14 protein-coding genes and 1 pseudogene are annotated in these 12,827 nt (G+C 45.5%); 5 read left to right on the top strand and 10 right to left on the bottom strand.

The features are described 5' to 3' along the window. Positions 1 to 15: 15 nt before the first annotated feature. Genes glmS through ribBA form a run of 7 tightly spaced genes read right to left on the bottom strand, consistent with a single transcriptional unit; the run spans position 16 to position 6,742 of the window. Entirely contained in the window at positions 16 to 1,854 is a 1,839-nt protein-coding gene (gene glmS, locus FTT68_RS10220; protein ID WP_045795573.1) for a glutamine--fructose-6-phosphate transaminase (isomerizing), read from the bottom strand. Positions 1,855 to 1,866: 12 nt separating this feature from the next. After that, positions 1,867 to 3,231: a bifunctional UDP-N-acetylglucosamine diphosphorylase/glucosamine-1-phosphate N-acetyltransferase GlmU gene (glmU, locus tag FTT68_RS10215; RefSeq protein ID WP_180175319.1), complete on the bottom strand. Its 1,365-nt coding sequence runs from the start codon at positions 3,229 to 3,231 to the stop codon at positions 1,867 to 1,869. 18 nt (positions 3,232 to 3,249) lie between these two features. Continuing rightward, positions 3,250 to 3,726, bottom strand: a complete 477-nt coding sequence (locus tag FTT68_RS10210) for a phosphatidylglycerophosphatase A (protein WP_162182857.1) — start codon at positions 3,724 to 3,726, stop codon at positions 3,250 to 3,252. Positions 3,727 to 3,748: 22 nt separating this feature from the next. After that, entirely contained in the window at positions 3,749 to 4,666 is a 918-nt protein-coding gene (gene thiL / locus FTT68_RS10205) for a thiamine-phosphate kinase (RefSeq protein ID WP_180175318.1), read from the bottom strand. A gap of 16 nt (positions 4,667 to 4,682) precedes the next feature. Then, positions 4,683 to 5,132 carry a transcription antitermination factor NusB gene (nusB, locus tag FTT68_RS10200; protein ID WP_005181335.1) on the bottom strand — a complete coding sequence of 150 codons (450 nt, stop codon included), beginning with the start codon at positions 5,130 to 5,132 and terminating at the stop codon, positions 4,683 to 4,685. A 4-nt stretch (positions 5,133 to 5,136) separates the two neighbouring features. Further along, the gene (gene ribE, locus FTT68_RS10195) at positions 5,137 to 5,607 is read right to left on the bottom strand and encodes a 6,7-dimethyl-8-ribityllumazine synthase (RefSeq protein WP_005181338.1); all 471 of its coding nucleotides are present in this window, start codon (positions 5,605 to 5,607) and stop codon (positions 5,137 to 5,139) included. Positions 5,608 to 5,626: 19 nt separating this feature from the next. Beyond that, positions 5,627 to 6,742 (bottom strand): bifunctional 3,4-dihydroxy-2-butanone-4-phosphate synthase/GTP cyclohydrolase II, encoded by a 1,116-nt coding sequence (gene ribBA / locus FTT68_RS10190; RefSeq protein ID WP_016658863.1) that lies wholly within the window; start codon positions 6,740 to 6,742, stop codon positions 5,627 to 5,629. Between the two features lie 972 nt (positions 6,743 to 7,714). Here ribBA and FTT68_RS10185 point away from each other — a divergent pair. Next, positions 7,715 to 8,790, top strand: a protein-coding gene (locus FTT68_RS10185) for an IS3 family transposase (protein WP_180175317.1) whose coding sequence is annotated in 2 segments (ribosomal slippage) — positions 7,715 to 7,967 and positions 7,967 to 8,790 — 1,077 coding nt in all. Because the reading frame shifts where the segments join, the coding sequence is not laid out codon by codon here. 82 nt (positions 8,791 to 8,872) lie between these two features. On the opposite strand, the gene FTT68_RS10180 is transcribed toward FTT68_RS10185, so the two are convergent. Together FTT68_RS10180 and FTT68_RS10175 are read right to left on the bottom strand one after the other, a co-directional pair. After that, positions 8,873 to 9,163 carry an addiction module antidote protein gene (locus FTT68_RS10180; protein ID WP_004969304.1) on the bottom strand — a complete coding sequence of 97 codons (291 nt, stop codon included), beginning with the start codon at positions 9,161 to 9,163 and terminating at the stop codon, positions 8,873 to 8,875. 1 nt (position 9,164) lies between these two features. Then, positions 9,165 to 9,461 (bottom strand): type II toxin-antitoxin system RelE/ParE family toxin, encoded by a 297-nt coding sequence (locus FTT68_RS10175; protein ID WP_004647749.1) that lies wholly within the window; start codon positions 9,459 to 9,461, stop codon positions 9,165 to 9,167. A 364-nt stretch (positions 9,462 to 9,825) separates the two neighbouring features. Between FTT68_RS10175 and FTT68_RS10170 the strand changes: the two genes are divergently transcribed. Genes FTT68_RS10170 through FTT68_RS10155 form a run of 4 tightly spaced genes read left to right on the top strand, consistent with a single transcriptional unit; the run spans position 9,826 to position 12,725 of the window. Beyond that, entirely contained in the window at positions 9,826 to 10,239 is a 414-nt protein-coding gene (locus FTT68_RS10170; protein ID WP_078190012.1) for a RidA family protein, read from the top strand. 21 nt (positions 10,240 to 10,260) lie between these two features. Beyond that, the gene (locus FTT68_RS10165; protein ID WP_180175316.1) at positions 10,261 to 10,932 is read left to right on the top strand and encodes a DUF1028 domain-containing protein; all 672 of its coding nucleotides are present in this window, start codon (positions 10,261 to 10,263) and stop codon (positions 10,930 to 10,932) included. Between the two features lie 32 nt (positions 10,933 to 10,964). Next, positions 10,965 to 11,945, top strand: coding sequence for a LysR family transcriptional regulator (locus FTT68_RS10160; RefSeq protein WP_180175315.1), 981 nt, complete (start codon positions 10,965 to 10,967; stop codon positions 11,943 to 11,945). Between the two features lie 3 nt (positions 11,946 to 11,948). After that, positions 11,949 to 12,725 (top strand): M20/M25/M40 family metallo-hydrolase, encoded by a 777-nt coding sequence (locus FTT68_RS10155; protein WP_180175314.1) that lies wholly within the window; start codon positions 11,949 to 11,951, stop codon positions 12,723 to 12,725. A 27-nt stretch (positions 12,726 to 12,752) separates the two neighbouring features. Here the strand turns inward: FTT68_RS10155 and FTT68_RS10150 are convergent. Then, a pseudogene (locus FTT68_RS10150) lies at positions 12,753 to 12,827 on the bottom strand (IS6 family transposase); the annotation flags it as partial.

Raw genomic sequence — 12,827 nt, 5'->3', positions numbered from 1 at the left:
CTTTTTCTGTTGTGCTTATTCTACCGTCACCGATTTGGCCAGGTTACGTGGCTGATCTACATCGGTACCACGTAGTACCGCAACATGATAGGACAGCAGCTGTACTGGGATACTGTAAACAATTGGCGCCAGCACCGCGCTGATTGATGGAATATGTACCACATGTTGACGCTCTTTGGTTTTAATGCCGCTGTGCTCATCAGCAAAGACAAACAGCTCGCCACCACGGGCCTGTACTTCTTCCATATTGGATTTCAGTTTATCCAGCATGTCATCTTTTGGTGCCAGAATCACCACCGGCATTTCATTGTCGACCAGAGCTAGCGGACCATGTTTCAGCTCACCGGCGGCATAACCTTCAGCATGAATATAGGAAATTTCCTTCAGCTTCAGGGCACCTTCAAGCGCAATCGGGAACTGGGTGCCACGGCCGAGGAACAGGCAGTGGTTCTTTTCCACAAACAGCTCGGATAAGTGCAGAATCGCCGGGTTATGTTGCAGGGTATCCAGAATCACTTTTGGCGTATGCCACAATTCCGCGATAATCTCGGTAACGGTCTTGTCTGCAATGCTCTGTTTGACCTGACCGATCTTCAGAATCAGCAGCATCAGCGCAGCCAGTTGCGTGGTAAAGGCTTTGGTTGATGCTACACCAATTTCTGGTCCGGCCAGGGTTAACAGGCTGTGATGGGTTTCGCGCACCATTGATGACGTGGCTACGTTACAAATTGCCATGGTGCAGATGTTCAGCGCTTTGGCTGCAGCACGTTTTTGGGTATCGCGCAGGGCAGCCAAGGTATCGGCCGTTTCACCCGACTGGGAAATACAGATGTACAGGGTATTGTTGACAATTACCGGCGTACGATAGCGGTATTCGCTGGCAATTTCGACCTGACATGGCACATCAATCAGCTGTTCAAACCAGTACTTGGCAATCATACCAGCATGGTAACTGGTACCGCAGGCAATAATTTGCACCTGCTGGATGTTGGCGAAGTCCTGCTCGGCCTGGGCCAGAAAGTCTTCACGCAGCGCATTGCCATTTAAGGCCTGAGAGATGGTTTGCTGAATGGCTTCTGGCTGCTCATAAATCTCTTTGAGCATGTAGTGCTTGTATTCACCTTTAGAGGCATTGCTGACCGTCGCATCCAGCTCTTTCACCGGACGGTTCACCAGCTGACCATCCACAAAAACTTCGATGGTTTCACGGGTTAAACGGGCAATATCGCCTTCTTCCAGATAAATAAAGCGGTTGGTGATTGGCAACAAGGCCAGCTGGTCCGAGCTGATAAAGTTTTCGCCAATCCCGACGCCAATCACCAAAGGTGAACCTTCACGAACCGTGATCAGTTCATCCGGATGGTCGGTATGGATAATACCGAGTGCATAGGCGCCTTTGAGTTGTGGCACCACCTGTTTCACTGCTTCCAGTAAACTTGGGGTGGATTTCAGGGCATCATTGACCAGATGCGCAACCACTTCGGTATCGGTTTGCGAGGTAAACACATAGCCAAGCGCTTCCAGATCATCTTTGAGTTCCTGGAAGTTTTCAATAATCCCGTTATGCACCACTGCCACATTGCCTGAAATATGCGGATGGGCATTATTTTCAGTTGGCTTGCCATGAGTCGCCCAGCGTGTGTGTGCGATCCCCAATGAACCGGTTAATTCGGCTTCAATAACCGCCTGTTCCAGATTGGCCACTTTCCCGACACGACGTTCACGTAATACATGACCGCCATTGATTAGCGCCAGACCGGCAGAATCATAGCCACGGTATTCCAGACGCTTTAAGCCTTCAATCAGGATATTGCTAATATTACGTTCTGCAACGCCACCGACGATACCACACATAATCTTTTCCTCTTATTTTTTCAGTTTTTGGGGACGTTGATAATTATCTTTGCTCAGCTGTTTTGAGCGTTCAAAGGCCAGGCTATGGTCAGCCACGTCACGGGTAATTACCGAGCCGGCACCCACCGTTGCGCCGTTGCCAATGGTCACCGGTGCTACCAGCGAGCTGTTTGAGCCAATGAAGGCTGCATCACCAATGATGGTTTTAAATTTATTGGCGCCGTCATAGTTACAGGTAATGGTGCCTGCGCCAATATTGGAACCGGCGCCGACTTCTGCATCGCCTAAATAGGTAAAGTGATTGGCTTTGGAGCCGATACCAATCTGGGTGTTTTTGACTTCAACAAAGTTGCCAATATGCACCTCATTGGCCAGTACCGCACCTGGACGCAGGCGGGCAAATGGCCCAATCTGTACATCTTCACCGACAATAGCATTTTCAAAGACGCTATACGGCTGGACTTTGGTGCCGGCCGCAATTTTGCTGTTTTTAATCACACAGCCTGCGCCAATTTCAACCCGATCACCGAGTTCGACTTCACCTTCAATAATCACATTGATGTCGATACGGACGTCTTTGCCCACGGTTAGGTTGCCACGCAGGTCAAAACGACTTGGATCAATCAGATGCACGCCTTGCTGCATTAACTGTTTGGCCTGGAAGCTTTGAAATTCACGTTCTAATGCGGCCAGTTGCACCCGGTCATTGACACCTTCGACTTCAAAGGCCCGTTCCGGCTGCACCGAAGCCACCTGCATACCATCGGCAATGGCCATGGCCACAATATCGGTCAGGTAGTATTCGCCCTGTGCGTTGTCATTGGACAGTTTTGGTAACCATTGATGCAGTTTGGCATTGCTGACGCAGTAAATGCCGGTATTGATTTCCTGAATCTGGCGCTGTGCCTCAGAAGCATCTTTATGTTCAACAATGGCCTGAATCTGGCCATTGTCACGTACAATACGGCCGTAACCGGTCGAATCTGGCAGGGTCAGCGTCACCAGACCAATGCCGGTAGCCTGACTGGCTTCGACCAGTTGCTCTAAGGTAGCCTGGCTAATGCACGGCACATCACCGGATAGAATAATTGAAACACCATCCTGACCCAGTACCGGCAGTGCCATTTGGACCGCATGTCCGGTCCCGAGCTGCTCGGCCTGTTCCACCCATTGAACCGTTTCATGGGCAAAGGCCTGTTGTACCTGTTCGCCGCCATGGCCATAAATGGTAATAATATTATCTGCTTGTAATTGTTGTGCCGTTTCAATCACGTGACCCAGAAGCGGGCGTCCTGCAAGGGGTTGAAGCACTTTCGGAAGGCTGGAGCGCATACGCGTTCCTTTCCCTGCGGCAAGAATAATCACGGTGGTAGACATGTATAATCCTAGTTATTGCTAAACCAAAATAAAATAAAGATAAATTAAAATACAGATTGCTGCCCAGAGTCCGGCAATCAGATCATCCAGCATAATCCCAAAGCCGCCATCGACCTGACGGTCAATCACCCGGATGGGCCAGGGTTTCCAGACATCAAACAGCCGGAACAGGGCAAAGCCTGCAATGACCCATAGCGTATTCATCTGGCCAAAATAGATCAGCGGTAAAAAGGTAATCGACTGTCCGGCAAATTCATCCCAGACAATACGGCCATCATCATGGACGCCCATGACCCGCGCGGTTTGCCCGCAGATATAAATCCCGACCAGTGACATCAGCAAAATCGCCACAACCGAATAGGCAAAACCAAGCCACAGCCACAGCGGAATAAACAGCAGCGCAAAGGCCGAGCCGAAGGTGCCGGGGGCTTTGGGTAACAGGCCTGATCCAAACCCGACCCCACAGAAGACAACCAGGCGGTCGGGCCAGCTCATCGCTTTAAAATGAATGGCAGGTTTAGGCAAAGTGTTGGTATCCCTGGAATTGGAGCGAATGATCTACGCCATTCTGCACAAAATGAAGTTCGGGTGCTGCATGAATTTGTCCAATCTTGGTAACGCGGACATTCAGCGGTTGTTGTAAAAGTTGTTCAAAATGCTGTGGGCTGATGCTAAAGCACAGTTCATAGTCATCGCCGCCAGCCAGCGCATATTGCCAGCGCTGTGTGTCAGGTAAATGACGCAGAGTGTCGCTGAGCGGTAACAGATCCAGATCCAGCGTGGCGCCAACCTTTGAGGCTTTAAGAATATGTCCGAGGTCTTGGGCCAAGCCATCTGAAACATCAATCATGCTTGAGGCCAGACCTTTCAGTTGCTGGCCCAGTTCGCAGCGCGGGGTTGGATAATCCAGACGCTGCTTCAATGCATGACCTGGATGCTTCAGGCCAAATGCGGCATCACCGACGGTGCCGCTGACACAGATATAATCGCCCGGCTGGGCACCTGCTCGGGTAATCGCCTGACCGGTATCTATCCAGCCCAAGGCGGTCACGGATAAGGTTAAATGCGGACTTTGGGTGGTATCTCCACCAATTAAGCGCACCCCAAATTGATCGCAGCAATCATACAGACCCTGGCTAAAGGCTTTCAGCCAGTCGTGATCAATTTGGGGTAGGCTCAAGGCCAGTAGAATACTGTGCGGCGTGGCACCCATGGCAGCAATATCGGAGAGATTGACTGCAACAGATTTCCAGCCAATGGCATGTGGATCAGTCTCTAGTGGGAAGTGTCGTCCAGCAACCAGCGTGTCGGCGCAAATCACCAGCTGTTGCTGTGGGGGAGGAGTCAGCACGGCTGAGTCATCACCAACACCTAAGTCGACAGAACTGCCGTGCTGCCGATTGAAATAGGTGTCAATAATGGAAAACTCAGCCATCGCATCAATCTGTCAATTATTTAGATTGCTGTTTTTCTGCTGCACGTAATGAGCTGGCCAAACGGTCAAGAACACCGTTAATGTATTTATGGCTGTCTGCACCGCCAAAATGTTTTGCCAGCTCAATGGCTTCATCTAAAACCACGCGGTATGGAATTTCCAGATGTTCTTTCAATTCATAGGCGCCCAGACGAAGGGTTGCGAGTTCAACGCCGTCAAGGGCATCAATTTCGCGGTCAAGCACAGGGATTAAGAGCGCATCCAATGCTTCATGATTGGCAACCACTTGAGTCAACAATTCATGATAATAGCCGAGATCCACTTTGTGCATGGCATTTTCGACACGCGTGCGTGCTTCAATCTCGTGCACCGGATTGTGGCTCATCTGCCATTCATAAATTCCTTGTACAGCAAAACGACGTGCTTTACGTTTTGCTGCATAAGTTGCTTGAAGTGTTTGCGACATAGCGTTAAATAGCCTTTAACAAGTTAACCATTTCAATTGCAGTTAAAGCAGCTTCGCTACCTTTATTACCTGCTTTTGTACCCGAGCGTTCAATCGCTTGTTCGATACTATCCGTAGTCAATACACCGTTAATGACCGGTAAGCCAGTGTCCAGGCCAACCACGCCTAAACCTTTGGCACATTCGCCTGCAACAAAGTCGAAGTGAGGCGTGCTACCACGAATCACCGCGCCTAGTGCAATAATGGCATCGAAACGATCAGATGCTGCCAGTTTTTTCGCAACAACCGGAAGTTCCCACGCCCCTGGTGCATGAACAACAGTGATATTATCCTCTGATACACCATGACGTTTCAATGTGTCGATGGCACCTTCCAGCAAATGTTCCACCACAAAGCTATTAAAACGACCAACTAAAATCGCGTAACGGCCTTCGCTCGCGAGATGTAACATACCTTCAATACGGCGAACTGCCATAGCAAACCTCAATGATTTCTTAAGTTGTTTGTTGTGCGGTGACGTATTCCACCACTTCCAAGTTAAAGCCGGACAAGGCATTGAAACGTAATGGCGAGCTGAGCAGCTTCATTTTTTCAACACCTAAATCACGTAAAATCTGTGCACCTACCCCAATGGTCTGATACTGCTGAGACAGCGCCGCATTGGATTTACTTTTCTTCGGTGCATTTAAGCTGTCCAGTGCCGGACCTAAATCCTGCAGATGACGCTGGCCAATCCAGACCAATACGCCACGATCACTATTGGCAATTTCTTTTAAGGCACGGTCCAGATTCCAGGCCGGTTCACCATCCTGCTTGTTCAGTTTTAGCAGGTCACGGGTTGGGTTAAAACCATGCACGCGAACGGTGGTCACGCCATCTTTTGGCTCACCTTTGACCAGCGCCAGATGAATATCCGGGTTACCCAGTTCACGGTAACGATACAGGTCAAAGCTGCCATATTCGGTATCAATGCTTTGCTGATCTAGACGCTCAACGGTTTGTTCATTGGTCATGCGGTAATGGATCAGGTCGGCGATGGTGCCCATTTTCAGACCGTGTTTTTCTGCAAACACTTCTAGGTCGGCACGGCGCGCCATGGTGCCATCTTCTTTAATAATTTCACAAATCACCGAAGCAGGTTCTAGACCGGCTAAACGGGACAGGTCACAGCCGGCTTCAGTATGTCCGGCGCGGTGCAGCACACCACCTGGTTGTGCCATCAGCGGGAAAATATGACCCGGCTGGACAATATCGGCCGGTTTGGCATGAGCAGCAACCGCAGTACGAATGGTATGCGCACGTTCAGCCGCGGAAATTCCGGTGGTGATGCCTTCTGCGGCTTCAATCGACAGGGTAAAGTTGGTGCCATGCTGGGCGCCGTTGGCATCGACCATGAGTGGCAGGTTTAACTGCTGGCAACGCTCACGGCTTAGGGTCAGGCAGACCAGACCGCGGGCATGGGTGATCATAAAGTTGATGTCTTCCGGGCGAACATGCGTGGCAGCCATGACTAAATCGCCTTCATTTTCACGATCTTCATCATCCATCAGGATAACCATTTTTCCTGCACGGATATCTGCTACGAGCTCTTCAACTGTATTGAGCGGCATCAACCTTCACCTTCTTTTTGTCTCAACGGACATTTTCATGACATTAATTGTGGCATAGTCTAACGCTTTTTCGTAGGTTTTGCCTATGCTTATCCGTTTCCCGGTCTGCTTCATTGTTATACACAGTGGCTGCTGGCTTGAAAAGGGCCGGTGTCTGGAAAAAGCTTGAATTGTGCAGAATATTTAAGCAATTGATCTGTAAAAAAATATAAACAGCAAGCCGCAAAAACCAGGAATTTTTTTAAAAACGCTTTTATACATTTAGACTACGATTTAAATCAGCCAGATAAAACAGGAATGGCGAACAGGCTTGGGGTGAGGTTCAAAAATTTTAGAATAGGCAATAAAAAAGCCCCAATCTTTCGATCAGGGCTTTTTGAATTTGGAGCGGGAAACGAGACTCGAACTCGCGACCCCAACCTTGGCAAGGTCACCGAGATTTATTCCATTAAATGACCTTAATTATAAGTATATGATTTAATTACTGGTATATAGTTTTTGGTGGAGTAAAATTTTGATCAATTTAGATCATTTAATGTGGTTTTGGTCACTTCATTTTAGGCATTTTAGTTTATAAAAGTCACCTATGTTTTTATGCTGATTTTCGTGAGAAATAATAACAATATATAGTTTAATATAATGATTATTAATTATTTATAAATCGACTACAACATGTAGTAGCGAAGATGCTCAAAATGCACTTACTACGTAACATCAGTTAAACAAAAGTCTCCCACAAACCCAATACGGTTCACTTGGGCCTATGCAGTCTGAAATAGGTTTATAAACTTAATCTGATCTTAAGAACTTAATCTTAGCTTTGTAGAGAAAATCTCTTGAAGGATGAAACGAGTGGATCAGCGAGTAGATGTACTAAATTTTAAAAAACTATTATATCTAAGGTAATCCCCCCTAAAAATAATAGGATCTAAAAGTAGAATTTTCTCTTAAGATACGAGCAGGAGATTCTGCATGAAAACATCTAAATTTACTGACAGTCAGATCATGTCCATCTTGAAACAGGCAGAATCTGGCACACCTGTAGCGACCCTTTGCCGTGAACACGGCATGAGTAATGCTACCTTTTATAAATGGCGTGCCAAATATGGTGGTATGGATACATCATTAATGGCTCGACTGAAAGAGCTAGAAGCCGAAAATACCAGACTTAAAAAGATGTATGCGGAAGAGCGATTAAAGGCCGAAATCATCCAGGAAGCGATGGCAAAAAAGTGGTAAAGCCATCTTGCCGGCGTAAGATGGCACAACAGGCAGTTGCCCAGCATGCCATTAGTATTCGTTTGGCTTGTAAAGCATTTGGCATTAGTGAAACCTGCTACCGCTATCAAGCCAAACTCAGCGATGACAATGCACTCATTGCTGAACAGCTCATTGAACTCACTGAGGAAAATTCCGATTGGGGCTTTGGTTTGTGCTTCTCGTATTTACGGCATGTTGAGAGTTGCTGCTGGAATCACAAGCGGGTTTACCGCATTTACTGTGAGTTGGCACTGAATCTGCGTATTAAACCAAGAAGAAGACTAAAACGGCATGCGCCTGAACCATTGAAAGAACCAATCCGAGAAAATCAGGTTTGGTCATTAGATTTTATGCATGATCAGCTGATCGATGGTCGAAAGTTCCGATTATTAAATGTGATTGATGACTACCGTCGAGAAGGCTTAGCGATTGAAGCAGGATTCTCATTACCTACAATCCGAGTTATTCGTACGTTGAATCAGTTGCTGGAGTGGAGAGAAAAACCGTTAGTGATCCGATGCGATAATGGTCCCGAATTTATCAGTCACGAATTTGTGCGCTGGGCGACTGAGCACGGTATTCGTATTGAATATATTCAACCGGGTAAGCCACAGCAGAATGCGTATATTGAACGCTATAATCGGACCATACGTTATAGTTGGCTGAGCAAGCATTTATTTGATACTTTGGATGAAGTACAAGATTATGCAACAAACTGGTTGTGGCATTACAACCATGAAAGACCACATCAAGCTAACAAAGGAAAGCCACCTCTAATGGCTGCTTAACCTCTACTTTTAACTTCGGTTATTTATGGGGACATAAAAAATGGGAGCCTTTAGCTCCCATTTTTACTATATTTTTAAAGTTTTAGGCGTGCTGTACTGTGAGTTTTAAACCTAAAGCATTCACTACACGATTAATCGTATCAAAACGTGGTGCAGAGTCCTGACGAAGTGCTTTATACAGCGCTTCACGTCCAATTCCTGCCTCTTTAGCGATTTGAGTCATGCCACGAGCTTTGGCAATTACACCAAGTGCATGAGCTAATTCAGCTGGATCATTCTCTTCAAGAACCATATTAAGATACATCACAATATCTTCTTCAGTTTTGAGTGACTCAGCCATATCAAAACTTGGTAAATCTGCAACTTTAACCATTTTAATCCTCCAATGTTTTCGATAGTTTGACTGCACGATCGATGTCTTGTTGTTGAGTTGATTTATCTCCGCCACCAAGCATTACAATCACGACGTCACCATGTTGGATGTAATACATCCTCCATCCGGAACCGAAGAATTCTCTCATTTCCCAAACACCATCTTGGAGAGGTTTGATGTCTCCCCAATTCCCACGTTGAACCTTATCTAATCTACGATTCAAGCGAATTCGGGTCATATTGTCTTTAATTCCATCTAACCATTCATCAAATTCAGGTAGACGTTTAATTTCAATCATGAGGATTCCTTTTCTTCCTATCTAATTGTATTCGATCGACTACAATATGCAAGTATATTCATCCTGAGATTTATTAATTTTGTGTAACAGCCATTATGTTAAATAGGGAAGATTTATAATAATTATTCCTCTATTAGATTTTTTAGATAAGGAGCAAATAGTCACATGAGTGTCTAGAATTTTGGTGGCTATTCACACCTCCGTTAAATACTTATTCAGACTAAGATAAAGTTAATGTGACAATCTACAGATACTATGAAAATAATTAATGAGGAATTTGTGAATTAATACCACGGAAAAGGCAAATTGCCTTATTAATGTTTTAATTCATACTGAAGATGTACCAAATAGAGGAACATCTAAAATGAAACATACACGTATTAGAACATTCAATACTAAAGCAACTTATCCAGAACAAAACTTAGATAACGATTTATGCCAGGCAGTTGTTGCTCGTGGTAGTACGGTTTTCCTTCGCGGACAAATTGGTCAGAACCTGGATACGTCTGAAAGTGTATGTATCGGTGATGCAGCCGGTCAAGCTGAACAAGCGATGTATAACATCAAAATGCTACTTGAGGAAGCTGGCGGTGAATTAGAAGATATCTGCAAAATCACGATCTATATCATTGATCCGCGTTACCGCGAAGACGTTTATCGCGTAGTAGGTAAATGGTTAAAAGGTGTATTCCCAGTTTCAACCGGTATTGTTGTATCTGCACTTGCTCGACCTGAATGGCTGGTCGAAATTGATGCAACTGCAGTGATTCCTGACTAATTTTATAAAGGATAACTGCCTATGACATTTTCCATTATTGCCCGTTGCCATAGAACAGGGCAATTTGGAGGAGCGATCAGCTCCTCCTCTCCAGCTGTAGCAGCACGGTGCATTCAAGCCAAAGCAGGGGTAGGTGTTGCTACATCTCAGAACATCACGGATCCATACTTGGCAAACATTTTGCTAGATATGACCAAATATGATCTGGCACCAGAAGAATCTATTGCGGAATTGGTCAAAAATACTGACTTTATCGAGTATAGACAGCTCACCGTGATTAATTCTGATGAAAAACCTGCTGCATTTAGTGGCAAGTATACCTTAGGTGCTCATTCGCAGTGCGTAGGCGAGCATGCTGTTGGTGCGGGAAATCTTCTTGCAAATGAAGATGTCCCAAAAGCTATGGTAGATGCATTTCATCAAGCGGAAGGAAGCTTGGCAGAGCGACTCTTGGTTGCTTTACAAGCAGGTTTAGCCGCAGGTGGTGAAGCTGGTCCAGTTCATTCAGCAGGTCTTTTAGTCGTCGATAAACTTGAATGGCCTGTGATTAATTTACGCGTTGACTGGTCTGATACGCCGATTGAAGACCTGTATCAACTGTGGAAAGTCTATGAACCGCAAGTTGAAGATTATGTTGTTCGTGCGCTAGATCCTTCTGGCTCTCCAAGCTATGGAGTTCCTGGCGATGAATAATGCTTCAGTGAGCGCTGATCAAGGATGCAATAGTGCTAAACAGAATCTCATTACGCCAAATGCAATACTTTGTTGCTACTGCAGAAAGCGGTAGCATCATCATTGCTTCAGAAAAAATTCACGTATCTTCACCATCTATTTCTGCTGCTATCGCACATATTGAATCTGAGTTACAAGTTCAATTATTTATCCGCCAACATGCAAAAGGTTTGATCTTGACCAATATTGGTGAAAAGGTCATGCATGAATGTAAATATATCTTAAGCCAGGCAAACAGCTTGTATGCTTTGGCTGCAGACTTTTCCGGATCAATTCGCGGTCCACTAAAATTGGGCTGCTTTACTGCATTTTCACCGATGATTTATGCCGAAATTATTCATGGCTTTGTCAATCTATATAAAAACGTCACTCTGGACTTATGTGAGGAAGATCAGCAAGTTTTGCTGAATGGTTTAATCCGGAATGAACTCGACGTTGTACTGACTTATGATTTAAATATCGATCACGACCTGATTCACTTTGAACCGTTGGCTGTATTACCGCCACATGTTTTGGTCAGTGAAGCACATCCTTTAGCACAAAATGTGGCAGTCACTTTAGAAGAGTTAGCCGAGCATCCAATGGTGCTGCTGGATCTGCCATTCAGCAATGACTATTTTATTTCGTTATTCCGCAACCACAAATTAAGTCCTAAAGTTGAACATTCTTCACGTCATGTAGACGTTGTGCGTTCAATGGTGGCCAATAATCTGGGCTATACCATTTTAAATGTGCGCCCTAAAAACAATTACTCCCTGGATGGAAAACGTCTGGTTCGCTTAAGAATTGCAGGGGAACACCGTCCAATGAAAATCGGGTTGGCGACTGCTAAAAATGCCAACCTGAATACAGTTTCCCAGGCATTTATCAGTCGTTGCCGTGCCTTTTTATCTAATCAATATATTCCAGGAATGGGCGATGCACATTTCTTTGACCCACATGTAAAAATGAAACGTGTGGCGGAAGAGGTTTAATTTATGAGTGATTTAAGCAGTGTTGCGCTTTTATCCAAATTGATCGCATTTGATACCACTTCATATAAAAGTAATCTCGATTTGATCCTGTATGTTAAAGACATTCTGGAACAAAATGGAATTCGCGTTGAGCTTAATTTGAATACTGAGCAGAACAAAGCCAATTTATTTGCAAGTGTTGGTCCGATTGATCAGCCGGGTATTTTGCTGTCAGGGCATTCAGATGTTGTGCCGATAGAGGGGCAACAATGGAATAGCCCAGCATTTGAAGCCACTGAAAAAGACGGCAATATTTATGGGCGTGGTACAGCCGACATGAAAGGCTTTTTGGCTTGTGCAATTGTAGCCATGCTGAAAGCGAGCCAATATGAATTAAAACGACCGCTACACCTATGTATGTCCTATGACGAAGAAATTGGATGTATTGGTGTACGCGGTATTTTAGATCAGTTGGCCGCGACTATTGTCTCACCGTTGATGTGTGTGATTGGTGAACCGACCATGATGCAACTGGCTTTGGCACATAAAGGCAAAACCGTTTTTCGGGCAACATGCTGTGGTGAGGAAGGGCATTCTGCACTTGCGCCTAAATATGTCAATGCGATTCATGTGGCGAGTAAATTGGTTGAATCCCTGCAAAATGTCCAAACTCATTTACGTGAACATGGTGCTCAAGATTCAGGCTACGATATTCCGTATACGACTGTTCATGTCGGTAAAATTGCCGGTGGTACTGCTTTAAACATTGTGCCGAAGGCACTGTTGCAAATAGAGATTTGAGTCGATGATGTTCCCTTTAAAAAGTACTTAGAGACCGAAAACCCTGTTGATTAGACACACTTCACCCTGAGGCTGACCATAATAAAATGACGATGCTTGTCC

It is taken from the genome of Acinetobacter sp. Q85-2, from assembly GCF_013420555.1.
In the GTDB taxonomy this organism is placed as follows: Bacteria; Pseudomonadota; Gammaproteobacteria; order Pseudomonadales; family Moraxellaceae; genus Acinetobacter; species Acinetobacter indicus.
This window is presented reverse-complemented; position numbering and strand designations above follow the sequence as displayed.

What these genes read in the sequence shown, in the direction of transcription:
- glmS (WP_045795573.1), bottom strand. Translation starts at nt 1,854, where the DNA reads ATGTGTGGTATCGTCGGTGGCGTTGCAGAACGTAATATTAGCAATATC.
- glmU (WP_180175319.1), bottom strand. Translation starts at nt 3,231, where the DNA reads ATGTCTACCACCGTGATTATTCTTGCCGCAGGGAAAGGAACGCGTATG.
- FTT68_RS10210 (WP_162182857.1), bottom strand. Translation starts at nt 3,726, where the DNA reads ATGAGCTGGCCCGACCGCCTGGTTGTCTTCTGTGGGGTCGGGTTTGGA.
- thiL (WP_180175318.1), bottom strand. Translation starts at nt 4,666, where the DNA reads ATGGCTGAGTTTTCCATTATTGACACCTATTTCAATCGGCAGCACGGC.
- nusB (WP_005181335.1), bottom strand. Translation starts at nt 5,132, where the DNA reads ATGTCGCAAACACTTCAAGCAACTTATGCAGCAAAACGTAAAGCACGT.
- ribE (WP_005181338.1), bottom strand. Translation starts at nt 5,607, where the DNA reads ATGGCAGTTCGCCGTATTGAAGGTATGTTACATCTCGCGAGCGAAGGC.
- ribBA (WP_016658863.1), bottom strand. Translation starts at nt 6,742, where the DNA reads ATGCCGCTCAATACAGTTGAAGAGCTCGTAGCAGATATCCGTGCAGGA.
- FTT68_RS10180 (WP_004969304.1), bottom strand. Translation starts at nt 9,163, where the DNA reads ATGGTTAAAGTTGCAGATTTACCAAGTTTTGATATGGCTGAGTCACTC.
- FTT68_RS10175 (WP_004647749.1), bottom strand. Translation starts at nt 9,461, where the DNA reads ATGATTGAAATTAAACGTCTACCTGAATTTGATGAATGGTTAGATGGA.
- FTT68_RS10170 (WP_078190012.1), top strand. Translation starts at nt 9,826, where the DNA reads ATGAAACATACACGTATTAGAACATTCAATACTAAAGCAACTTATCCA.
- FTT68_RS10165 (WP_180175316.1), top strand. Translation starts at nt 10,261, where the DNA reads ATGACATTTTCCATTATTGCCCGTTGCCATAGAACAGGGCAATTTGGA.
- FTT68_RS10155 (WP_180175314.1), top strand. Translation starts at nt 11,949, where the DNA reads ATGAGTGATTTAAGCAGTGTTGCGCTTTTATCCAAATTGATCGCATTT.